We start from the raw sequence: 23,768 nt of genomic DNA on the forward strand, positions 1-23,768 counted from the left end.
CGTATCCGCTAGCGGGATTTTCGATTCCTTACCCACCAAGGTGCCCGCAAGACAGTATCTTGGAGCTGCTTGCCGCTTGCGGGTGACAACGGGGCCAGATAAGGAGTTCCGAAAGATTGCAAGCCGCATAAGTGGATCAATACAGCCAGCAGGCCGTAGATCACGCCCAATAATCCAATGGTACCGGCTAGGACGATCAACGGGATACGAATCAGCCGCGTCGAGATGGACAACGGATATCGGGGAATCATGAAGGACGCAACCCCGGTTAGGGCTACGATAATAACCATGGGCGCTGAAACCAGTCCGGCCTGCACCGCCGCTTGTCCGATGACCAGTGCCCCGACGATACTCACGGCGGAGCCGATTTGCTTGGGCAGGCGTAGCCCTGCCTCCCTCAGCGCTTCGAACATCAGCTCCATCATGAGCGCTTCCACGATGACCGGGAACGGAATCTCCTCCCGCAGCGTCGCAATTTTCAACAAGAGGATCGTAGGGATCATCTCTTGATGAAACGACAGCAAAGCTACATACACCGCAGGCAAAAAAATCGAAAGCGCGAAAAACAGATATCGGATGATCCGTATAAACGTTCCGAGCATGTACCCCTGATAATAATCGTCGGGGGCTTGTAACAAAGACACGAGCGTAATGGGTGCAATTAGTACGAAGGGCGTTCCTTCAGTCATGATCGCCACCCTCCCCTCCAACAGGTAGGAGGCCGTTACATCTGCGCGCTCTGTGCTTAGAAGCTGCGGAAAGGGGGAATAGCGATGATCGGCAATCAACTCTTCGATATAACTGGATTCCAACACGCTATCAAGCTGAATGCGCTGCAGCCGGGTCTGCGCCTCCCGAATCAGCAACTCGTCGGCCTTCCCTTGCATATAAACCAGCACGACAGGCGTTCGCGTCTGTTCGCCGAGTTGCAGCTGGTGCATGTGCAAGCGGGGATTTTTTATTTTCCGGCGCAGCAGCGAGGAGTTGACCTCCAGCGACTCCGTGAACCCTTCCCTGGAGCCCCGGATCACAGACTCGGCTACAGGCTCCTCGATCCCCCGCTTCTCCCCTTTGGCCAATCCAAAGGACCACGCCTCGCCGCATCCGTCTACCAGCAAGACAGGGTTGCCCGTTAGCACTTGCTCCGTACAGTCCTCCATTCTAGCCAGAGCTTCAGCCTCAGCCACCGGAATTTTCGAGAGTCTGGCCCGGACCGATTCCGGACCGCTATCCTCAAATAGGAGCAAGGGCTTCAGCACATGCAGCTGGACCGCATTCAGATCAGTCAATCCTTTTATATAGATTAGAACAGCCGATGTCCGGCCGCCGATAGGAAAAGGATGAAATACGATATCGAAGCTCTCCCCCAGCCTCTCCTGCAAAGCCGTTACATTGTGAGCAAGCTCCACTGATAACTCCGTACCAGACATGCTCACCCCTCACTTTCACTGCGTTAGTTGGGTATATTTTACACCGGGGTGGAGCCGTTTATACGCTAGCTGACTAAACGCAGTATATACACGTCAATATATATAAAACTTGAGTTAACTTTCATTTTTAGACCTCATTAGACCAACATTAAACAAAAAACCAGACCTCACTAGGCCTGGTTTTTCCATGGTGGTACGGAGGCATTCTTAAAACTATCGTCTCCGTGAGTTTAGCCAGCTATAAACGAAGGAGTTCTTACACTTTCTTTATTTGTAATCCATTGTGATAATGCATTTCTCGAGGGTGCTCCAAGTATAAAATTGGCATCATTATCGGGATGCAATTTATAATCAATGATTTCACTCAGTGGAATCCAAGCAATGCCTACCTGGTGTACGTCAGGAGTGTCTCCGACCTTTGCTTCATTTATTGAAATAATATTGCATAAAAATGTAAAGTCAATCTGATGAACATCAGGCTCTAAATCAGGGAAAAGAGAATCTCTTTTAGCGATGAATTCATTAATAAAGAGAAGTTCATCCATTTCAACCACCAAACTTACTTCTTCAAACACTTCTCTGACCAACGTTTCTTGAATGCTTTCGCCATGTTCTTGGCCGCCACCAGGCAGAACATAAAATTCCCCTTGAACTCCAATTCTTCGTAGTACAAGCAATTTTTCATCCTTGATAATCATAGCTCTTGCTGCGGTTCGTATTCTCAACTTTCTCCCTCCCCTTTCACCCCTAGCCTATCGCTTTTACTTTCATGTAAGCCATGAAGAACTAATAATGCAACCTTCTTGGCAATATCCTCTTTATCTAAACCTGTATTCCCAGAGGCCCATTGAGATGCACTTTCATGAATCATCTGTGCAATGATAGCTGAGTAAAGAGCTATTTCATCTTCTGAAAAACGGGAGTGTAAGGCTTTCAACAAATAAGCTTTTAATTCCGAAATCGCTTTGTCTTTCAATTGCGGTACAACTAAGGTTATATAGCTTCTGCGGCAATCGAAATCCGGCTGTTGATAGAAATCGCATATCGCCAAGACAAGTTGAGTAATGCCCTCTTGATCGAATTTCACCTCTCCTTCCGTTCGATTTACGATAGCAGTTGAGGCAGTATCTCCCACGAGATAGTCCAATAATTCATATTTATCATTAAAGTGCGCATAGAAAGTAGCCCGATTCACTTGAGCCCCTTCTGTTAGATCAGCAATTGTTATTTTTTCAAAGTCCTTTTCATTTACTAGATTAATAAAAGCATCAACCAAAGACTTTTTTGTTCGAGTCATCCTCAAATTCCGGACTTTTGTCCCCACTTCATTCACCTCTTAATTAGTGTATTCAACCCAACCAGACAATTTTTCATTAATGTTGCTATAGCAACATTCCGATCCCTATTGTTGGTTGTTCGACTCCTACATTAGTTGTATATTCATTAAAGCAACATGCGTTTATTTAATATATCACATTTGAGGAGTTCATAAAGAATGAATATTGCTTTATAGATCACCCACTGCAACGTTACAACAAAATAGACCGGGAGGTACAAATAATGAAAACAATACTGATTACAGGCGGAACAGATGGAATCGGGAAAGGGATAGCTTCTAACTACTTAAAAATGGGCTACCGAGTAATGGTTGTAGGCAGTTCAATTGCTAAAGGCAAGCTATTCTTAAATGAGGCGAAACAAATAGGAGCAGAAGATAGAACCCTATTTCTTCAAGCTGATTTGAGTTTAGTTAAAGAGAACATGCGTATAATTGAGGAAGTAAAGAAAAGGGCTGAATTCCTGGATATGCTCGTTTTCTCTGCAACCAGTCACACGATTAAAAAAGAATATACGGAAACGCGAGAAGGATTTGAATTTAACTTCGGATTGTCTTATCTAAGCAGATTTATTCTTAGTTTCGGATTCAAAGAACTATTAGAAAAAGCTGAAATGCCCGTTATTGTTAACGTTTGTGCACCAGGCATGAATGGTACAGTTGATTTAAATGATATCCAAAACAAGAAAAATTATAACGGCTCTAAAGTCCGATATCATGGCAGCCGGTTAAATGATTTGCTCGGTGTTGCTTTTACCAACAGAGATACCATTAAAAAGATCAAGTACGTTCTCTTCAATCCTTGGGCTGTAGAGACTACAGGTATGATGGAGTCCATTAAAAATCCAGTCAATAGGTTTTTCGCGAAGGTTATTTTCAAAATAATCGGTAAACCGGTCGATAAAGCCATCATTCCTATCATTGAATTGTTCGATAAGCCACCAAAGAATAATTTGACAGCTTATATCCAGCGAAAAGAAGTAAGTCTGACGAAGAAAACATTTGACAGAGAAAATGCTATACAACTTTATAAGAATACTGTTAAATTACTGGAGGGAAAAATGAATGAATGAAACAATTGCAGTTATTGGTGCGGGACCAGTACAATCCGGCATCCCTCTTTTATGAACGTATTAAAAAATGCACCCGCCAAATATAACACTAACTACGGCATTTAATACGAATTTCGACCCAATTGAAATAGGCAGCTGGACGATTCTGGCATCGAATGCGGCTCTTTGATAGAATGAATCTACATCATTCAATTCGACTGGAGCTGGCGTATGTATAAAGTGATTATTATCGATGACGAACCCCATATCATCCACGGATTGATTTCCCAGATTGATTGGGAAGCCTACAGTATGGACGTCATTGCGACAGCTGCAGACGGTCAGGAAAGCCTGATTCGCGTTTTTGCGCAAGATTGTCTTTCCACTGCTCCCGCGGCAAGCTTGGGTTATGATTTATAAACCGTACATAAAAAAGGCCGAAGAAGAATATTTTTCTTCTGGCCTTTAGCATATATAGTGTTAATGCAGCAACCGGGACTTTTCGCAGCCAGCCTCCAACAGTCTGGCATTTACAAATTCATAGGCCTTTTCTAATGTTCCGCCGACCGGGAATTGTCTTCGTATTAGAATCCAGCGAACCGCTGCCAGCAGTTCAAAAAAAGCATATTCCTGCGAGTCCATAGTGATCTCTCTGACTCTTTGATAACTCTCTAAAAAAACTGTTCTGGAGTGTTCATTTCTATAAATCCATAACAAGAAGCCGGACCAAGCAAGATCGTACCTGTAATCACCAATCCGCGAGGTTGTCCAATCAATAACTGCTAGACGGTCATCCTTCAATAATAGGTTGCCCAAATTGTAATCACCGTGGATAAGCGAGAAGTGTTCAGCGGGTATGTTTTTTCTTAAATATTTCATAATTCGTAGTATGTCGTGTTGACTGTCAAGTCCAGGAAACTGGTTTTCTAACAGTTCCTCCAAAAAAACCTGATTATTCTTGGGTGCTTGAAGTTGAATACTTTGTATGGGTGCTTTATGAATTTTTGCAAGTGCAAACGCAAAGACTGCTAATTCTTGATCTGAAGGGCTATTTACAGGCTGACCACCGTAATCCGTGGCAAGGATGCTTCGACCTGAATGATCCGTTCCCCATCCGACTGGACGAGTTACGGGTAAATGAAGAGATAAAGCTTCGTTTAAGAAATTAAATTGTTCATGAGGCGGCTTGTGGGTAAAATCTCTTTTCCATCGTTTAATGACATAACACGGCCCTTCTTCGGACCCCACAGAAAATAGCTTCCACCCCGGGGGAGAGCGGCGTTACGGTTGATTCTATATTCTCGTCTAACCACTTCCGAAAATCCTCCGTCAGACACTTCCATTCGATCTCAAGCTCTCTAATTAACATATTGCCTCAACCCTATCGTCTACCGAATAAAATCGGTCAATTTGCATACCTCTAATTCCTGATGAATGTGATGTGCCAATCTCATATTAACAGAATATCGAATATACGTTCTTATGTAAAGTGATTATAGACGTTTGTCATTTTCGGCTAAGTCGAGATCACATCAATTCAATTCGATTTACTTCTCGATCTTTCAGTTTCACTAAAAGTCACATTTATCTATGTGAAATGCAAAAAATTACGGGGTTAATACTTTTATAAGCAAACATTATTCCATATTCACAATAACTAAGTCTATTCATATTAATGAATCAACAATATAAAAAAATAACATTTGACTAAAAGTCCACTTTAAGTAGTAACATTGCATTGAAAGGCTGTTTTCAATTAGGTTAAAAGGGGATGAGGAAAAATGAATCTAAATGATAAGATTGTCATTATAGGAGTAACAGGTTACATAGGAGCGTGGATTGCCAAACAGTTAACAGATATGGGCTATACCCGGATTACCGGAACGTACCGCAATGAAGAAAAAGCGCAGCAGCTTCAAACGATGCTGCCACATGTGAACTTTTGCAAAGCGCATCTTGGGGAAAAAGGCAATTGGCAAGAAGTGTTAAGTGAGGCAAAGTGGATTTTTAATCAGGGAAGCGCATTTAATCCAAATGACAAAACGTTTAAAGACAAGGGACGAACGAAAGAACAAGGAATCCGCATGCTCTTACAGTTGGCTGTTGAATCGGGCAGTGTTAAGAAAATCGTACACACCAGTGCAGAGTCAACGATTGCTTACGCCAATGAAGATCTGTCAAAAATGACGTTTACAGAGGATGATTGGACAAATGAAAACAGAGAAGGCCTGTTTGACCTTCATATGGTTTCAAAAACGATGGAGGAAAAAGCGGCCTGGTCGTTTATCCGCTCCGATGAAAATACAACAAACATGAGCATGACAACGATCCACCCTACGCACGTCGTGGGGCCCAGCTTTGCCCCTTGGCATCATGATATGATTTATGCGATGCTTCACGGCGATAGAGCTATGGCAGATGCGCAACTGTATGGGGTTGATGTCCGTGACGCAGCCGCAATGAATATTGCGTTAATGAAATCGGCTGAAGCGGATGGGAAGCGCCATTTCGCATCTGCATTTAAAACAACATACTCTGCCGTCTTGGACTTTATAAAAAAACAATTTACACCTGAGCAGATTGAGACCGTATTGGGTGATGTTGTTCATATCATTCCCGGGGATGTCGTGGCGGATTTATTGAGCCCGCTTCAGTCAACATCATATTATCAGGATATGGTGCCCCGTATGTTAAACCGCGTCGTGTACGAGACTAACTACCCTGAAGCTTACGCGTATAAGTATACTGAACCGAACCTTACAGTCTTACAAGCAATAGAAAAAATGCTGAAAGATAAGACCAATGGGTAACATCTAAACATCGGTCAACGTGTAGTTAGATCCGACGTATAGGACTTAACTCCAGTGTAAGGTCTGTCCTTCAAGTGCAAAAAAATTTAACCCCTTCGAATATACACTTGAATAACTTTTAGTGCCTATTCGAAGGGGTGCGCATCCATTTACAGGTGGAATAGATTGTATCTATATTGCAAAATCATATCGATTCTGCCTCTTCTTTAAGGCCACTTCGTGTCAGAACTTTCAAGAACAACTTCTCCTTTTGGCATACCTGCTCCACCGTAAATCGTCACTATATAAGTGCCTGAAGGAACAAGCGGATATCTATCATTATTTACAATTTCAACTGATTCACCTGCTGCAACGGTTTCATTAAAAATTACTCTTTTCTTCGTGCTGTGCATGACTTCGACTCTAAAAGACGGCGATCCCGTTTTCTTTGTATTTTTTGCATACAGTTTAATATTGGGATTTCCAATTGTTACAGAATAAGTGCTTGTAGGGTCCACTACATTGCCATCTAACTCCCAAGTTAGTGTATCCTTGATTGTAACAGGACTCATTTCGTTGCCTTCATTTCCTTCTTTCAATTTGAGATCGCTATTGGCCGAAACAGCATTAAAAGCTCCAGTAATAAGTGAAATAGACAATGCAGTTGCAGCCATAATCTTCTTAACTTTGTTTGTCATTCATTAACCTTCTTCTCCATGTAATTTGCGAACATTGCTAATATCATAACATCAAAATACATTATTTACCACTCTTCCGGAATTCTGATGTTACTATTACCACCCAATCGCGGCCGCCGCGCCAATGCCGGTAAACTGCGACATCTATATTATTCCTTTCATAAACTCTCCGAGTACGCCAACTTTTCGGTATTCTAATTTATTAAGCATCATTATTGCAAATTTAATACAAGATTCATTAGAATCTCTTGGTTTAGCGATTCCTGGAACAGCTTACTTTGACCCGCAACTTAACGATCTCCATCACTATAATAATTTTAAACATGCAAACTACTGGATAGCAGAAATGGAAAAAGAAGTTGTTGGTGGTATTGGCATAGCACCGTTTAGCGAACATGAAAATGTTTGTGAATTGCAAAAGCTTTACTTAACTCCAAAAGCACAAGGTTTAGGACTTGCAAGAAAACTCATGGAAACAGCTTTGTTATTCGCCTCAAAACATTATACAAAGTGCTATTTAGAAACCCAGCATGAATTAAAAGCTGCTTGCAAATTATATGAAAAATTTGGATTTGTAGTTTTACCAGAACCACTGTAAGATTCTGGGCATTCTGCTATGAATGCGTGGTATATAAAAGCTTTGAAATAATCTATGGAAAGCAGGTAATGTTGTAATGAAGACCCTACTATTTGTAACAGACTTAGCTTTTGCTGAACGTTTCATTGATTGGAATAATCTTGACTGGGGGATTCAACGGGTTGATGCCTGTCGAACCACACAAGGGGAGCTTTTATTAGTCGAATTAGAAGACTTAAATCCTTATCTTTCCTTATTAGAATTATCTGAAGATACACGTCAATGTTTTATTGAATCAATGAAAAGCTCATTGCAAAAAGCTCTTCTGGATTAATTTTTTTCTGTGAATCAGAAGTATGGGTATTATAAAGGATGCCATATAGGTATCGAACTAGAGTTAGACCTGAAAATTTTTCAAGTTCGCCCCTCGCCCCTCCGCCAAAACGGCAGGGGCTTATTGCTTGTGGAACGCAGTCACGATGATATTTTCCTAAGTGTGACCGATTCCCGCCTCCCCACAACTCCATTTTATTTTACAGGTTACTACAGGATTCGTTCCATGGGCACAGTACCGGGATAGTAGCGAATATCCACGTCTTAAGTACCAAAAATTTCAAATTAAACTACAAAATAGTTAATTGGTATTATTTATATTTTATTGTCACTAATGGTAATATTAAGGTGCTTGGGACATTAATTTACTCAATGGACTCAGGTATCAAAAAATTGAAAGGATGTGTGATAACGAATGAAGAAAATGTTTGCATCTGTACTTACAACCGCTCTCTTACTTACTGCTGCTATTCCAGCTTATGCCCAAGACAGCGCTCCAGCTGCTGCCCCAGCAGTCGCTAGTGTTGTCAATCCTGCGTCGGTTTCTGTTCAGAATTATTTCTTTGCTAATGTTTCTTGGAGAACTGTTCCTGGCGCATCTTACTATGAGTTTTTTGTGTATAAAAATGGCAGCCTAGTTGAGTGGGGGACTCAGGGTGTGTCAGTGGGTACTCAATACAGAAATGTCGGAATGGAGCAGTTTAGCGCCTACAAAATAGAAATTAGAGCAATTGGTTCAAACGGCAATCAACTTGCTTGGGGCACAACTAATACCTTTGTTGCTAACCCCAACTTCCCTTCAATTACCGTACCTCTGTAATCTTATTTCAGGCTTCTGCAGAGACAAGCCGTGAAAATAATGTTACCTCAACTCAACAAGCAGGCTGCCAATACGGCAGCCTGCTTGAGTTACTACATATATATTGATTTATCAGCTGATTTCTTCACTGCCCTACTCGCGCGATTGCCAGTTCCACAGTTGCACTTCACCAACTCTTAAATCTCTGATCCACGGCTCCTTGCGCAATTTTAGCAGCTCTTTAACCGGGCCGGTAATAACAGCTCCATATAGCCTTACACCATTTTGTTCTACATAATCGATTGTGTGGTCTAACTGGAGAAAAGGAGCTACTTTGGTTGAAATGCTTTTATTTTTCTGCAGCATGTATAAGGTTTTCTTGAAGTACCCGTTTCTCTTTTCCCCATCCCCATAGGATTCGAGTGATGGATAAGATCCGCCGCTGGACTCTACTTTGCCAAACCACCCCGTCTTTTGTTCCGAGTAGAAGTCCACAGTCAAATCATCTGATTGCCAGATCGGCCAGTATGGGAAACCCACCGGGTGTGTGATGACTCTGTCGCTATCATCATCCTTCGGATCAAGACCAGTATCCACCGCGAACCAGACTGGCTCCATGTTCTTATGCTCGAATTGCTTTAATAATTCATCTGTCGAGAATAACCGGTCCAATGATAGATAGGCTTCTGCCACCGTTCCTTCCGGGAGCTTCTCGAGTTTTACCCACTCATTATGGTCAAGCCGATCCTCTTCCCTGCGGTTAGTCTCCTGCTGTTCGCTTTGATCTGTCGGCTTATAATCGGGATGATAGAAAAAACTATTGCCCCCCATTGTGTTGCCTTGCCAAGTAATATTCGGCGCGGATGCCAGATTCATCAGAAACCGCATCGAAAAATCTCCCACAGCAATCTCTTCGTCACCGACTCTTTTATTCAGCTTGCCTGTAAAGTCCATCGTAAAAAAAACATTACCGGATCCATTCATATTAACCTTCACATTGGGGTAGGAAACAGCGACTGCCGACTCCACAACATCCCGGTAAGCCTTCATCCGGTCCGGCGTGCCGCTCCCGTAGAATACGCCAGTAATAATCGTGCTAATCACGGTCAGCACTAGCAGGACTGTTAGTACCGTAAAGACATTCATTATCCGTGCCTTCCATTTTCCACGCCGGATAATAACGGCTTCTTTTAATGAAGATGCTGGCATGTGATTATGAGTCGTCTGCCTCTCTCCCCCTTCATCGGCAAGCTCCTGGTCTGAATGTGTGATTACTTCCTCCAAATAAGCTTGATAGACCTCCATCTTCTCCATTTCACGCTCTACTTCTTCACGCTCTTCATCAGTGAGCTTGCCTTCAGCGTAATCCTGTAACTTCCGTTTGAAATCCTCACCCATTCTGATCCTCCCCTCGCCCCTGCCCCCGTACCGCTTGCCTTGCTCGAAACAGCAAAATCTTCACATGTGATAATCGGATATCCATAATGTCTGCAGCCTCCTGATACGTAAGCTGATTAAAATCGATGAGCAGCATCGCCTGCCGCTGATTTTCCGGCAACCCGGATAAAACTCGTCCGATCTCGTTCCAACGCTCCTGACGCAGCAGCTCATCCTCCGGGGTATGAAGATCTGCAAGACGCTGAAAATAATCAGGGGCCTGCAGTGTAGTACGGCTCTCCTTGCGCTTGTAATCCACATAAGCGTTATAGGCAACCCGGAATAGCCATGGCTTAACCTTCTCGTCCTGACAATTTTCCAAATAAAAATATGCCCGGTAAAAGGTCTCCTGCATCAAATCTTCTGCCGTATGATGGTCGTAGCAGAGGGAGCGCAAATAGCGATAGACATCCTGCACATAATGCTGGTAAATACCATCCAGATGGTTTCCCTTCATTTTCTCCCCCCTGCCCTAATCACGGATCAGACGAACTAAAGTTACAGTTTTCCATAAAAAAATTTAAATTGCTCAGAACAATGTGAGCAGCCCTGTTTCAATTTCGAAGGGAAATGAAAAACAAGCAAGAGCTGTCAACTTATACTCTTGTTTGTTTGATATGCTTGACTTATTTCGTTACTTCTCGTTATTCGAACCATTCTCTCATGCTTTACTCAGCTGTATCAAGTATTATTTGCCGATTTCATTCTGCGTTCCGCTTGCGGATCTGCGATGCATGGAAAAAGAATAAATAGCCGGTATTATTCCAATTGCGACAACTATTCCACCCAGCCAACCGGCTGCTGTAAGAGAAATCTTTTCTACAGTGATGCCCCCGATTACAGCCCCTACTGCCATGCCCAACTGCACGATAGAATTGTTCAAACTCAATATGATTCCTGAAGCCTGAGGAGCCATTCCGATTAAATACACTTGTTGAACCGGACCCGTCGACCAAGCGAAAAAGGACCAAAGCATGAGCAAAGGTAACACGAACATGGCAGAATGGGAGAACGCCGCCAGTAAAAATAATATTCCGGAGTGAAAGAGCAAGCCTCCAATCATTGTGCGGGGGATCCCCCATTTATCTGCACCGTATCCGCCAACTTGGGAGCCTACAAGACTAGCCAGCCCAAATGCAAACAATCCGATGCTTACCATCCGCTCGCTCATTCCCGTAATGCTCAGAAGAAACGGCGTTATATAGGTGTACAGAATCGTATATCCCAATATCCAGAAAAAACTGATCGATAGTGCGACAGAGATTTGGGGATTCTTTAACAAAGCGAGCTGTTCCCGAATAGGAACGGGAGCCTCTCCTTCCGATTTCGGAATTGCCAGCAAAAGGACCAGCATCGCGATCAAGGTGAGTGCTCCGATCCCCGTAAAAATGATTTTCCAATCATACGAGCCTGCAATAATCCTCCCAAGCGGGACCCCGAGAATGAGGGAGAGGTTAAAGCCCAAAAGAACTTTAGCGATAGAGCTGCCTTGTCTTTCAGGACGAGATGTCTTGGCCGCAACGGTCAGAGCGACGACCATAAATACCCCCGTACTTATCGCCAAAATAATTCTTGCTCCAATCAGCATGCCATAGCCTGTGGTGGTGACCGTAATCAAGTTCCCTATGAAAAATAATCCCAAAGCAGACAGCATAAGCTTTCTTCGATCCATTCTTGCCGTGAATGCAATTAGAAACGGAGTGCCAATGGCATAAGCAAGCGAGTAGACTGTAATCAGCTGGCCGGCCGCTGCTAACGACACACCAACATCACTTGCAAGCATATCCAAAATGCCGGCAATTACGAATTCCGAAGTTCCGACTAAAAAGCTGATAATGGCCAAAATATAAATTTTCCATGAATTTCTCATTATCTGGTTCTCTCCTATTCAATTCTACAGTTCTAAATCTGTAGAAATTATGACTAAAAAAAATTAGCTGATACCATTCCCGGTCCAATCAGGCCTCTTGTTTTCAAGCGTTTGTCCTCTGCTTTAAATGCTACGGCCAGACGCTTGACGTGCAAGCTCCTTCCGGACAATAGGAGCTACTTTGGTGCCAAGAAGCTCAATCGTCCGCAGCAAATCGCGATGCGGCAATGAACTGAAATCGACGTACAACAGGAATCGTGTCAAGCCCAGGTTCTTGTGCAATAGTACGATCTTCTCTGCAACATATTCGGGGTCTCCAACATAAAGAGCGCCGTTAAGGCTGCGGGCTGAATCGTACGAGGCACGTGTATAAGGAGACCAGCCTCGCTCCCGTCCAATCTGGTTCATTTGGGCTGCCATGACAGGGTAATACCGTTCTGTTGCGTCTTGTATCGTATCCGAAATAAATCCATGCGAATGGGTAGCAATTTGCAGCTTATTCGGATCGTGACCTGCTCTTGCTGCGGCTTCCTTATAAATCTCCACCAAGTGTGCGAATCTCTGCGGCATCCCGCCCAGGATTGAGAAGACAATCGGAAGCCCCAGCAATCCGGCCCGAATGGCCGATTCCGGACTGCCGCCCGTGCCAACCCAGACAGGCAAAGGTTCCTGTTGTGCACGAGGATAGATACCCATGTTGTCAATCGCCGGGCGATGACCCCCGCGCCAGGTCACCTTTTCGGAAGCGCGAATCTTCAGCAGCAGTTCCAGCTTCTCTTCGAACAACTCCTCATAATCTTCCAGGCCATAACCGAATAATGGAAACGATTCGATGAACGAACCCCGTCCTGCCATGATCTCTGCTCGTCCGTTCGACAGACCGTCCAGCGTTGCGAAGTCCTGATATACCCGCACCGGATCATTTGAAGATAGCACCGTCACGGCACTTGAGAGCCGGATCCGGCTTGTTGTAGCGGCAGCGGATGCCAAAATGACGGCTGGTGATGAGCTTGTGTAGTCGATTCGATGATGCTCGCCGATGGCGTAGACGTCAAGGCCGACTTGATCTGCCAATTGAATCTCTTCTATTGCTTGGCGCAGCCTCTGGGCGTGCGAGACACCGCCATTTCCGGGTTTTGCATGGAGGAACGTGCTAATTCCAATCTCCATTGTATTCTTTTGGTCGCTCATCGATATTCTCTCCTTTATAATTTAGAATATGGATAATTAGAAAAACTGTTGAATAATCATTACAAATCGACTCGTTCGTTAAATTTGATTTAGAAGCAAGTTTTAATCTATTCTACAGTTCTAAATCTATAGAACTGATTTTCAAAAAAATTACGCCAGCAAATAGGGCGCAAATTTTTCCGCTATTTCTCGATTGACGTTATAGTGAATATACGATCCATTCTTGCGAGAATCAATCAAGCCGGAGTCCGTCAATTGCTTCAGATGATGCGATAGCGTCGATCCTGCAACCGATTCAAGCTTTTCACCGATTGCGGTAAAGCATAAATTACTCTCTTTAGCGAGCAGTAAAGCGATTTTCAGTCGGGTAGGTTCCCCCAAAGCTTTATACAATTTAACCGCCTGCCCCATATCTTCTTGATTTTCTCCCATTCGTATCACCTCCCTGAACCATTTCTGCAGTTCTATAACTATCGAAATCAATAGTACCACCACGCCGTTTAAAAGTAAAGGGGGGTTCTTTGACGCTACACGTGTAATTGCAGGACTTTCAATAAATTTCCTGCGTCTATTTATTTCTAAAGGAAAAAGATCAGCCTATTTTGGCTGACCTAGCTACTCCGGAGCATTATGAAGCCCTGCATATCAAGAAAATAATGCCAAATACATATTCTGTTGTAAACGCTTAACAATAAAGAATGGAAGATTTACATTAATCTTCAGTAATTAGAGGTTTGCTTTCATCCAGTTGATCTTTATTGAAAACCAGCTCCCCGCGTGTCCAGAACCCTTTTTGCACGAATCCGTCCCGATGAACTTTGGTTCCATATCCATGTTCCAGATTATCTTGCCAGCTGCCTTCAAAAATGGTGCCGTCGTTCCACTTATACGTTCCGTTCCCGTGAAACAGCCCGTCTTTCCATTCTCCCAGGTAGCTGTCACCATTAGCGTATTCTTTAAGACCATATCCGTATTCGCAATCATTAAACCATTGCCCCTCATACTTCGATCCATCTGACCAACGATAAACACCACTTCCACTTTTCAATCCATTTTTGATTTCTCCCTGGTAGGTTTCGCCAATTTCATATTCAATAAAGTTCTTCTTTTCATTTTCCCAAATCCCTTCAACTGTTTTGTTGTCAATATGAATTACAGATTTTATTACTGAAGGCTGTGTATCATGTCCGGTTGGAGTAATCAATGCAGCAATTTGGGGCTTAAGCAATAACGGGGGCGGAGTAAATTGATCGTTTATGAAAGTCCTGTAATACCAGGCTGTCATATCATAAATCTCCAACATTAATTTTTTCACTTGATCAAGGCCAATGAAAATGGAACTCTCTCTAGTATCCAGGTACTCCAACTGTTTCAATGCAGCTGCCATTTGGCCAGGCAGGATATCAATTCTTATAATTGCTGCTAAATTAATAAATGGGTCCGTATCATCAATTTCCACATTTTCATTCGCAAGAATCTTTTTAACGAGTAACCGCCCTATTTCTTTTAAATGATTTAAAGCAAGAACGTGATCAAAATCCAGACTTTGTTCAGCATGATTAGCCAAAATATAAATATCCGGCAGCTCATTTTCAAAAGCTTTAAAGCTCATTTCCTGCCCCCTTCAATCCAGCTTTATCCAATAAATTCTACATAATCATTAAAATATCCTGCTGCCCCTAAATTGAAGCGCGGTTACTTATTTACATGCGTACCCTTATACAAAATGGGTATTGCCGCTGAGATAAGGATCATGCCCATAAAAGCAGGTGCGGCATGACCAAGTGATATATAAATTTGACCTCCAATGAGCGGCCCGATTATTCTTGCTAATGCCTGAATAGAATGGCTGCCTCCTTGAATCCTTCCTTGTTCACTGGAATCGCCAGACTTGGATAGCATCCCGTTGAATGAAGGTCCGAAGATGGAATCACCAAAACCAAATATAAACATTCCGGCGATAATAAGCGGATAGAATGAGAACAAAGCTGATAGCGCAATCAACGTGTAGCCTATAATCTCCGAAACCATTCCAACAATCGCTATCTGTGTATCATTAAGTTTTTTCAACAGCTTTGGCATAATGAAGCCTTGGGAAATGATGTCCTGGACGCCCATAATTGAAAGGATAAGTCCGATGAGTGCAGGTGCCCAATTGAAAGTATCAATTGTAAATTGTGAAAAAACGGCCTGTAAAGATCCGTTGGGCAACCAAATTAAGAACGCGGAGACAAGCAGCCTTTTTAAGTTTTTCATGGAAAGCACGTTTACAAGCTGTGTGAATGGATTCAGTCTTACAACGGTAATCTTTTTCAGTCTCATATTCTTGTCAAGACTCTCAGAAATAAAAAAGAAGCCATAAACAACATTTAACAAAGTTATGATTGCACCAAAATACATAGGTGCAGAATAACCAAATTTGGCAATCAACCCGCCTAGAGCCGGGCCAATAGCCGAGCCTGCGCCTGCAACAGCACTCACCCACCCAAAGTATTTGGTGCGCTGTTCTTTAGGCGTGATGTCTGCAAAATATGCAAAGAGAGTGCTTATGCTCCCGCCTGCTATACCTTCTATTATGCGCCCGGCAAACAGTACCCATAGAGCTCCCCCATGCCAAAAATAAAGTACCCGATTGCCGAACCAGACAGACATATTAAGAGTAATGGACGGCGGCCATACCTGTCGCTCAAAGCGCCTAGCCCGGGAGCTGCAAAAAACACGCAGACTGCATAAACAGAGGTTAACAGCGCAACAACTATCGCTTGATCTCCCGGATTGTTTATATAAGGCTCCACTAAGAATGGGACGACAGGCATGATGATACTGAAGCTTATTCCGCAAAGAAACACAGACATAAGACCGAATAGTAAAGCCTTTTTATCTACAGTTTGTTCTTTAAAGAACACTTAAAGTCCCTCCTTAAATTTTTCTTCCTCGGAAACAAAAAGTGAAGATAAAAAGGCAACCGGCTCAATAGAGCCTGGCTGCCTGTGGTTTGATATTCATGATTTAAATTTATTCCGACTTCATATCGATACCCTGTTTCTTTATTTCTGCATCCAAATGTCTGCTGTACTTCTCCATGAAGCGAAGCATACTGTCATATTGCTCCTCGGTTACCTGCTCAAATACAGCCTTATCCCGCTCTTGAAACTCTTGGTGCAGTTCTTCATGGATGTTATAAATGTCTCTCCCCTGATCCGTAAGCCTGAAATAGATTTCTTTCTTGTTGTCCGGCTTCTGGTAGCTTTCAATAAGGCCCTTTTGCATGAGCTTTTTCGTTAGTTTACTTATGGCGCCGCTGGTCATATAAAAGGACTCCGCAAGTTTTGTGACATTGGAATCTTCATTTTTTTCAATATATTCGATGCAATGGACTTCAGAAGGCTTATACCCCTTAAGACTGTCTTCCATCTTGGACTTGTTAAGCCACACCATCTTGTTGAATAAGTCCCTGAAACCCGTCATGACCTGTTCTTTTTTATTCATGGCCTGTCCTCCCCGCTGTAGGCAATGGTCTCAAGCCTTCTCTCAGCATAGGCTCAATAATGCGTGTCACTGACTTCTTTTTGCTTAAGATCATATCATCTGTCTATCCCGGAAACAAGCATTTTGGGGACAAAAAGAACATCCCCTCCAAGTAAACTCTGTTGTGCTCTGCGGGCACGGTCTACTTAAGGGGATGTTGTCAGAAAGCTTTCTTCTGCATTTCTAATTTGAAACTACCTTTGCAACTCGGGATATTGCCAAATGCCGGAAGTTCTGAGCAGGTCACGGTAGATAACCAGCTTTTCATCCTTTGACACTTGTTGGGCTTCTTCAAGAGACTTGTAATCCAAATACACAGCATTTGTGAAATTTCGTTTACCGGCTTTGCCGTTCATTTTGCTATAAAAATGATCTGCTTCTTTAAAGACAGCGAGTGCTCTGCGAATGTGGCTTGCGCTTGTTACGACCGTTACATCCTTTAGGCCTTCTTTTTCCAGAATTGCAGTGGAGAACAGACCATTTTCAACGGTATCCGTAGATTTATTTTCAAGAATAATGCGATCCTTATTAATGCCTTGAGAAATCAGCCACTTGCTCATGGCATCAGCTTCTGTGATTCCTTGCTTTGGTACTCCACCTGTTACAATAATTTTAGAATTCGGATATTTATTAGCTACTGCAAGACCTGTTTTCAAGCGCTCAATTAACGGCTCCTTCATCGTTCCGTCATCAGCAAGCGCGTAACCCAGAATAACAATCGCATGATTCTTGGACTGTACATTTGCCGGTGCAGTTGTGATCAGTTTTTCATTGAATATCTTTTCTGTTTGCTCCAGCTTTTGCAGATACATATTTGTTTTCTGGACATCGATCTGCTTCAGCTTTGCAACAGAAGCTTTGTAGGCAGCATCGTCTCCACTTGCCTTCGAATACACGCCATAAAGCAAGTTTGCATTAAAATTATTAGGATCCAAATTCAAAATCTGCTTATAGGTTTGTAAAGCTTCCGGAACTTTTTTCTGAATGATTTGTGTGGAAGCAAGTGAGAATTTCAAATTCAAATCCAACGGGTCAAGGAGCGTTGCTTCTTTAAAGGCATTTTCCACAACGTCGTATTTTCCTTTAAGCGTAATTCCTTTGAAAATATCCTTCTCTGACTGTTGAATATCACCGCCATGCCAGTAATAATACATTGCCAATTCCTTATATTGATTGATTCTTTGGTATGTCGGTTCATCATTTCTGATCGGATTTACATGGATATTCTCTACTGCTGCAGCTCTGACTGGAGCTGTTGCTGCTCCATACGCCGTTGCAAATGTAACGGTAGTCATCGTAACAACTAAAGCTATGCCCAATTTCTTCCTGATGTCCTTCATGTTGTCCTCCACGTCCTCATCCGCATTATAATGGGATTTGATTACTAGCCTATTAAAGTTAACATTGATTTGTTAGAGTGGCATGAAGACTAGGTAAACCTATTGTAAACAGCAAATTCTGTTTATAATATAGAGATGTGAAAGACATCATGTTCATTTTTCAGATCATAACCTTCAGAAGGGACAAGATCGTACTGGGTGATGCAAGAAACGGGAAGCCGGATGAAGTATAGCGAAGTGCTCCCAAAAATAAACACAGCAAAGGAAGGTTGGTTTTACATGATCGGAACAGAGAGTAAGAAAGAAGAAATTTTAAAAGCTTTCCAATTCAGATATGCATGCAAGGCATTTGACACCAGCAAAAAGATTTCGGATAAAGATTTTCATTTTATTTTGGAAACAGGAAGATTGTCTCCAAGTTCATTTGGCCTCGAGCCTTGGAGGTTTGTCGTCATCCAGAATACAGCTCTTCGAGAAAAATTAAAATCTGTATCCCGTGGCGCCCAAGGGCAACTGCCTACTGCCAGCCACTTTGTCATTATATTGGCCAGGCAAGGCTTAAGGCATGATTCGGCTCATGTGATTAAAATGATGACAGGCATTCAGCATCTGTCTGATGAAGTTTTAGAACGTGTTTCCGGTGTCTATAAATCCTTCGTCGACACAAGGCTTGAAAACAATGATCGTCTCATTTCGGAATGGGCAAGCAAACAAACCTACATCGCATTAGGAAACATGATGACAGCTGCGGCACAAATTGGCATTGATTCCTGTCCGATTGAAGGTTTTGATAAAAACCAGGTCACCTCTATTTTACAAAATGAGGGTATCATGAAAGCCGGCGATTTCGAGGTATCCTGTATGGTCGCTTTCGGATATCGGCAAGACGGTCCCAATCGTTCAAAAGCAAGACAAAATCTGGATGAGGTTGTGGAGTGGCGGTAACTAAAGCTGGCACTACTCCATACCTTTGCAAATAGGGATCGTCATCAAACATGCAATAATATTAATGCTTGGACGTGTTAAATATAATAGGTATAATGAAAGGCTGTCGAGATTTTCCCGGCAGCCGGAGAACATACGCACTGTATGTTCTTTTTTAGAATTAACTATTAAATGTTTTGCTATTCGATCTTAAAACATTATAATATTTCGATAAATCCTTCTGTCCCATGAACGCGAATTTGCTGTCCGTCTTTAATCAGCTTAGTGGCATTTTCTACTCCAACGACTGCAGGCAAGCCGTATTCACGTGCGATAACTGCTCCATGGGTCATCAGTCCGCCCACTTCGGTCACCAATCCTTTAATGGATACAAACAAAGGTGTCCAGCTCGGATCGGTAAAGGCGGTCACTAATATATCCCCATTTTCTAATTCAGCATCCTCCATGTTTAGGATGACACGTGCCCGTCCCTCTATGACTCCGGACGAAACAGGCAGGCCTGCAATAGCTCCAGCGGGGAGATTATCCCGTTTGTACGCCCCTGTAATAATTTCGCCATCAGACGTGATGAGACGTGGCGGTGTCAGCTTTTCATATAATTTGTACTCGTCTTTTCGTTTGCTGATGATCTGGTAATCCACTTGGTTTTTGCGTACGACTTCTTGAAACTCTTCAAAAGTGAGATAGTAGATATCTTCTTTTTCATGAATAACCTCCGCTTGCACGAGCTGCTCAGCTTCTTTCAGCAAAGCCTGCTTATAAACGAAATAGCGACTAATCATGCCGTATTTGGGATATTCCCGGTAACCGCTGAAATTTCGGATCCGATCGATCATTCGCTTTGTTTCTTTGGCTTTTTGCTCGCCATCCGGCAATTGTTTTAATCGGTCCAATAACTCTTGTTCTTTATTTAAAGCTTCCTGCCGCCCCTGCTCAAATTTCCGGCTGCTGGCATTTGGCTCAAAGTTTCTGATGTTGCTGAGGATCATGGGGATAAGTGAAGTTGGCTTTTCGCTCCAACGCGTTCTCGTAATATCGATTTCCCCGGCACATCGCATGCCATATTTGATCAGATAATGAGAGATAGTGTCCCGGACTTCCTGTCCGCCATCAAATTTAATGAGCTCATCCCAAAAGTCATCCTCTTTTGCATGTTGTAAATATGCGATGACTTCCGGATAAGGGCGAATAACATCTGCGATATCGAGCAACTCCAGACCCATCTTTGAAGTTATATTATAGTCTACAGATTGAGACAGCGTGTCCGCTGCACCTTTTTCACCCAACCACGCCTCCATTTTTTCATTGATCCATTTGGAAGCATCCATCGCAGCGATAATCACACCCAAGCTTTGCGGGGAAAATAAATGCTTCTTTAATTGGGGAATATCCCCCCGAATAAAATCAAATAAATCTGATCCTGACTTCGTTTGAATATTTTGTTTTAATTCTTCCATTGATGTTTGGCTGCTCTGGATCAAATCCAAAATGAATGACGGGTTGTATTCGGATTGCGCCTGTGTATTTGTATGACTGCTGCCTTGGAGCGGTGCTTGATTTTCATTTGGTACGGATATTATAAAATCTCGCTCTATTATCGTCATAAGCGCGTCTTTGATGAGCGGTTCAGATTGTCCCAGGGTATTAATTAAAGCTTCTCTGCCTGCAGATGAAGCTAGACGATGTGTAATATCAACAAACAGCCTTCCGCCAGCTTGGCGCATAGGTGCAGAAGTCGTTAACAGGAAAAAAGATAATCCCAGCGGCTTCATGGCATCCGTCATCATTTGTTGATGGCCGACTGAAACGTAAACGTGATTTTCCTGGTCATTCGCTTCAGGAATCGGGAATAAAGTCGTGATTGGCCGGCTCTGGACCATATAAAATGTATCATGGGCCAAACACCATTCGATATCTTGCGGGCAACCAAAATGATCTTCGATCTGCCTGCCGATGCGTTCCAGCTGTAAAATTTGTTGTTCCGTAAGTGTTTGAGTCTGTTGCTGAACGGGATCGATTTGACGGGTCTCTGTTCCGCCTTCTTTTCGTCCATAGACAGCCAATTTTTTGGTTGCTATCCGCTTATCGACGATTTCCCCACCCTGCACTTTATAACAATCGGCAGATACCAGGCCGGAGACCAGTGCCTCTCCAAGTCCAAAACTGGCATCGATCGATAGCAGCCTCCGGTTATTCGTAATCGGATCAGCAGTAAATAAAATCCCTGAAGCCTCCGGAAAAACCATCTTTTGCACGATAACGGATAAATATACTTGCCTGTGGTCAAATCCATGCTGCATCCGGTAGATGACCGCGCGGTCCGTAAACAGAGAAGCCCAGCATTTGCTGATATGCTGCAAAATGGCTTCTTTGCCGATAATATTTAAATAGGTGTCTTGTTGACCGGCAAAAGAGGCATGCGGCAAATCTTCAGCGGTCGCACTAGAACGAACTGCGTAAGCATGTTTTTCACCAAACCGGGAGAGATAGTGAGTAACTGATTTCGCAACATCGGAAGGAATTTCTGCTTCTATAATAATTTGCCGAAGCTTCCTGCTGATTTCAGCAATTTGAACCTGGTCTTCTACGGTTAGCGTGGCTAGTCGGTCCAATAAAGCAAGATACGTTTCGTCTTGCCCGATGGCTTGCTGATAGGCCACTGTTGTAACAGAAAACCCTTCAGGTACTTGTATGCCTTCCATTTTCGATAATTGCCCCAAATTCAACCCTTTTCCGCCAACCAATGAAAGCTGCTTCTTATCCATTTCTTGAAAACCGAGGATCAAAGAACTCATTAACATCTCTCCTAACCATGAAATTGAGAAAAACATTTGACAAGAGATTTGTCCGCATGGTAAAATAAAATTGTAAGATAAGATAATTATGACTACTTTTGATACATTTGTATTCCGATTATATCACCGTGTCTGTTTATATGCAATAAAAAGAACCTGATCACGCTGTTCAGGTTCTTTTTTGATTTCCTGTTATCAGAGCCGTTACGAGATCAGCCCCCAATAGGCTCTTGTGTACACCTTATACTGGCGGTTCTTCGATTAGTCTTTCTTTATGATAGCAAACATGAAGTGGCATACTATTGTAAATAACAGTTGTTATTCCAATAGATGCTTCATATTCTTCAGTAAAGATACCCGTTTCCATAACATAAAAGTAGTACTTGGTTATGAAACGCGGGTCATTATCAAAGTAAGTGTAAAATAAGTTAATTTCGTTGTCTTCTATGTACGCAGAAAACGGATTGATTATTTGATGTTCCATTGTAACGGTCTGACCCACTAGTGGTTGGAGCTTAATTTGCTTTATTCCAGTTTCTATGGTAATACAACTCCTTCTGTTTCATACTTTTTCATTAATCTCTCCAGATTGGTTCATTTCATTCCAATATAATAGATTTTTCATTGGCAACTTAGCGCGCTTTGTAAACGTCCGACAAATGACGAAAGCAACGTATATAAACAAAAAGAAACCCGGTTTATCGAGCTTCTTTAAGTAAATGAAAATTCAACTAAGCAATTTGCCATTGAACAGGAAGTTCAGCGTTAAAATAAATAAAACGATCAGAACGATGCTAAGCAATGCCAAAATAAAAGCGGCAATGGCGATTAACAGCCAGGATTGCACGAACATCGCATACTTCAAAGCAGCATTGCTCAGCGCAGCCAACGGAAAGCTTACCGCCCACCAGGAAGCACCCAACGGCACAGACGTTTTGAAAACTTTAAAGAACAGCACAATGAACAAAAACAAACCAAAGTAAAACAGGATCGATGCGAACTGATCAATTCGTTGTACAAAGTTCGTATAGCTAAGAAAGCCAACCTCAAGTAGTCACCACAGGAATAAGCCATGCAGGAACTGCATTTCCTGGTTCTTGATTCCCCTTAAGCAATCGTGAAAGAAACACATAACTAAGTACTAAAGTAGTTGCCGTGCCAATCATTCAAAGCGCTTGGCCTATTTTGGGGCTGTAAATACCCAGTACGGGAGAAAGCAATAGAATCGAAATCGAGATTGTACCGAAAAAATTTCCTGAGACAGGATGCATGAATTGGCCTGCCACTTTTTGAGGGTATTGAATCCATTTAGAAGTATAAGCTATGCTTAGCACGATAAACATAACAACCGCAACGACTCCTATCGCATCAGCGATGACAGTGGAAGTGCCGAATAGCTTGTTCGCCTGTCGCCAGGCCAAAGACAAACCTGCAATACCCATAACAGACGCGAATAAATTAACAGGCAAGAATTGCACGGAACCGATGCTTCTTTGTTTCTTGTCAATTGGTATCGTCTCCATAAAAACCCCACTACTTTCTCTTCATATTGTTCTCTCCCGGCCGGGGCTGCGATCATATTCAAGCTTGATTAGTTGTTAAGCTACTTTAGCATAAATATTCGCGTAAAAAAGAACCTTCAAATCCA

The 23,768-nt window shown here is 42.7% G+C and carries 23 protein-coding genes and 1 pseudogene; 7 read left to right on the plus strand and 17 right to left on the minus strand.

Annotated elements, in window-relative coordinates:
* Positions 1-8: 8 nt before the first annotated feature.
* From H583_RS34600 to H583_RS34610, 3 genes are all read right to left on the minus strand, one after another.
* Positions 9-1,430 (minus strand): spore germination protein, encoded by a 1,422-nt coding sequence (locus H583_RS34600; RefSeq protein WP_051237163.1) that lies wholly within the window; start codon positions 1,428-1,430, stop codon positions 9-11.
* 230 nt (positions 1,431-1,660) lie between these two features.
* Positions 1,661-2,155, minus strand: coding sequence for an NUDIX domain-containing protein (locus tag H583_RS34605; RefSeq protein ID WP_154666024.1), 495 nt, complete (start codon positions 2,153-2,155; stop codon positions 1,661-1,663).
* Positions 2,152-2,754 carry a TetR/AcrR family transcriptional regulator gene (locus H583_RS34610; RefSeq protein ID WP_051237167.1) on the minus strand — a complete coding sequence of 201 codons (603 nt, stop codon included), beginning with the start codon at positions 2,752-2,754 and terminating at the stop codon, positions 2,152-2,154. The genes H583_RS34605 and H583_RS34610 overlap by 4 nt, the downstream gene beginning before the upstream one ends.
* Positions 2,755-2,990: 236 nt before the next feature.
* On the opposite strand from H583_RS34610, the gene H583_RS0128345 reads away from it, so the two are divergent.
* A complete protein-coding gene (locus H583_RS0128345) occupies positions 2,991-3,839 on the plus strand; it encodes an SDR family NAD(P)-dependent oxidoreductase (RefSeq protein WP_028563430.1) in 849 nt (282 codons plus the stop codon).
* A gap of 210 nt (positions 3,840-4,049) precedes the next feature.
* Positions 4,050-4,238, plus strand: a complete 189-nt coding sequence (locus H583_RS0128350; RefSeq protein WP_028563431.1) for a response regulator — start codon at positions 4,050-4,052, stop codon at positions 4,236-4,238.
* A 60-nt stretch (positions 4,239-4,298) separates the two neighbouring features.
* On the opposite strand, the gene H583_RS0128355 is transcribed toward H583_RS0128350, so the two are convergent.
* The gene (locus tag H583_RS0128355; protein ID WP_028563432.1) at positions 4,299-5,066 is read right to left on the minus strand and encodes a phosphotransferase family protein; all 768 of its coding nucleotides are present in this window, start codon (positions 5,064-5,066) and stop codon (positions 4,299-4,301) included.
* Positions 5,067-5,599: 533 nt separating this feature from the next.
* Here H583_RS0128355 and H583_RS0128360 point away from each other — a divergent pair.
* A complete protein-coding gene (locus H583_RS0128360) occupies positions 5,600-6,628 on the plus strand; it encodes an NAD-dependent epimerase/dehydratase family protein (RefSeq protein WP_028563433.1) in 1,029 nt (342 codons plus the stop codon).
* Positions 6,629-6,834: 206 nt separating this feature from the next.
* Here the strand turns inward: H583_RS0128360 and H583_RS0128365 are convergent, their stop codons facing one another.
* Positions 6,835-7,305, minus strand: a complete 471-nt coding sequence (locus tag H583_RS0128365) for a hypothetical protein (protein ID WP_028563434.1) — start codon at positions 7,303-7,305, stop codon at positions 6,835-6,837.
* 124 nt (positions 7,306-7,429) lie between these two features.
* On the opposite strand from H583_RS0128365, the gene H583_RS34615 reads away from it, so the two are divergent.
* The 3 genes from H583_RS34615 (at position 7,430) to H583_RS0128380 (ending at position 9,035) form a co-directional block, all read left to right on the plus strand.
* The gene (locus H583_RS34615; RefSeq protein ID WP_081667639.1) at positions 7,430-7,903 is read left to right on the plus strand and encodes a GNAT family N-acetyltransferase; all 474 of its coding nucleotides are present in this window, start codon (positions 7,430-7,432) and stop codon (positions 7,901-7,903) included.
* 76 nt (positions 7,904-7,979) lie between these two features.
* The gene (locus H583_RS0128375) at positions 7,980-8,216 is read left to right on the plus strand and encodes a hypothetical protein (RefSeq protein WP_028563435.1); all 237 of its coding nucleotides are present in this window, start codon (positions 7,980-7,982) and stop codon (positions 8,214-8,216) included.
* A 414-nt stretch (positions 8,217-8,630) separates the two neighbouring features.
* Positions 8,631-9,035 (plus strand): hypothetical protein, encoded by a 405-nt coding sequence (locus H583_RS0128380; RefSeq protein WP_028563436.1) that lies wholly within the window; start codon positions 8,631-8,633, stop codon positions 9,033-9,035.
* 132 nt (positions 9,036-9,167) lie between these two features.
* Here the strand turns inward: H583_RS0128380 and H583_RS0128385 are convergent, their stop codons facing one another.
* From H583_RS0128385 to H583_RS0128425, 9 genes and pseudogenes are all read right to left on the minus strand, one after another.
* Positions 9,168-10,412 (minus strand): anti-sigma factor, encoded by a 1,245-nt coding sequence (locus tag H583_RS0128385; RefSeq protein ID WP_028563437.1) that lies wholly within the window; start codon positions 10,410-10,412, stop codon positions 9,168-9,170.
* Entirely contained in the window at positions 10,405-10,908 is a 504-nt protein-coding gene (locus H583_RS0128390; RefSeq protein WP_028563438.1) for a sigma-70 family RNA polymerase sigma factor, read from the minus strand. The genes H583_RS0128385 and H583_RS0128390 overlap by 8 nt, the downstream gene beginning before the upstream one ends.
* Positions 10,909-11,139: 231 nt before the next feature.
* The gene (locus H583_RS0128395; protein WP_028563439.1) at positions 11,140-12,321 is read right to left on the minus strand and encodes an MFS transporter; all 1,182 of its coding nucleotides are present in this window, start codon (positions 12,319-12,321) and stop codon (positions 11,140-11,142) included.
* A 123-nt stretch (positions 12,322-12,444) separates the two neighbouring features.
* Entirely contained in the window at positions 12,445-13,512 is a 1,068-nt protein-coding gene (locus H583_RS0128400; RefSeq protein WP_028563440.1) for an LLM class flavin-dependent oxidoreductase, read from the minus strand.
* A gap of 150 nt (positions 13,513-13,662) precedes the next feature.
* Positions 13,663-13,944 (minus strand): ArsR/SmtB family transcription factor, encoded by a 282-nt coding sequence (locus tag H583_RS0128405; RefSeq protein ID WP_028563441.1) that lies wholly within the window; start codon positions 13,942-13,944, stop codon positions 13,663-13,665.
* Between the two features lie 280 nt (positions 13,945-14,224).
* A complete protein-coding gene (locus tag H583_RS35750) occupies positions 14,225-15,124 on the minus strand; it encodes an MORN repeat-containing protein (RefSeq protein WP_051237169.1) in 900 nt (299 codons plus the stop codon).
* Between the two features lie 83 nt (positions 15,125-15,207).
* Positions 15,208-16,418: pseudogene (locus H583_RS34625) on the minus strand (MFS transporter).
* 109 nt (positions 16,419-16,527) lie between these two features.
* Positions 16,528-17,001 carry a MarR family transcriptional regulator gene (locus tag H583_RS0128420; protein WP_028563442.1) on the minus strand — a complete coding sequence of 158 codons (474 nt, stop codon included), beginning with the start codon at positions 16,999-17,001 and terminating at the stop codon, positions 16,528-16,530.
* Positions 17,002-17,234: 233 nt separating this feature from the next.
* A complete protein-coding gene (locus H583_RS0128425) occupies positions 17,235-18,380 on the minus strand; it encodes a YdcF family protein (protein WP_028563443.1) in 1,146 nt (381 codons plus the stop codon).
* A gap of 279 nt (positions 18,381-18,659) precedes the next feature.
* On the opposite strand from H583_RS0128425, the gene H583_RS0128430 reads away from it, so the two are divergent.
* Positions 18,660-19,325 (plus strand): NAD(P)H-dependent oxidoreductase, encoded by a 666-nt coding sequence (locus tag H583_RS0128430; protein WP_028563444.1) that lies wholly within the window; start codon positions 18,660-18,662, stop codon positions 19,323-19,325.
* Positions 19,326-19,522: 197 nt separating this feature from the next.
* Here H583_RS0128430 and ppsA read toward each other — a convergent pair whose 3' ends face one another.
* The 3 genes from ppsA to H583_RS37400 form a co-directional block, all read right to left on the minus strand.
* On the minus strand, positions 19,523-22,120 hold the full coding sequence (gene ppsA, locus H583_RS0128435; protein ID WP_028563445.1) for a phosphoenolpyruvate synthase: 2,598 nt from the start codon (positions 22,118-22,120) through the stop codon (positions 19,523-19,525).
* Positions 22,121-22,847: 727 nt separating this feature from the next.
* Positions 22,848-23,009: a hypothetical protein gene (locus tag H583_RS37395; RefSeq protein WP_425414547.1), complete on the minus strand. Its 162-nt coding sequence runs from the start codon at positions 23,007-23,009 to the stop codon at positions 22,848-22,850.
* A gap of 277 nt (positions 23,010-23,286) precedes the next feature.
* Positions 23,287-23,643: an SLAC1 family transporter gene (locus H583_RS37400; RefSeq protein ID WP_028563447.1), complete on the minus strand. Its 357-nt coding sequence runs from the start codon at positions 23,641-23,643 to the stop codon at positions 23,287-23,289.
* Between the last annotated feature and the right edge of the window lie 125 nt (positions 23,644-23,768).

Origin of the sequence: Paenibacillus pinihumi DSM 23905 = JCM 16419 (assembly GCF_000422505.1) — a bacterium.
Lineage (GTDB): Bacteria > Bacillota > Bacilli > Paenibacillales > Paenibacillaceae > Paenibacillus_D > Paenibacillus_D pinihumi.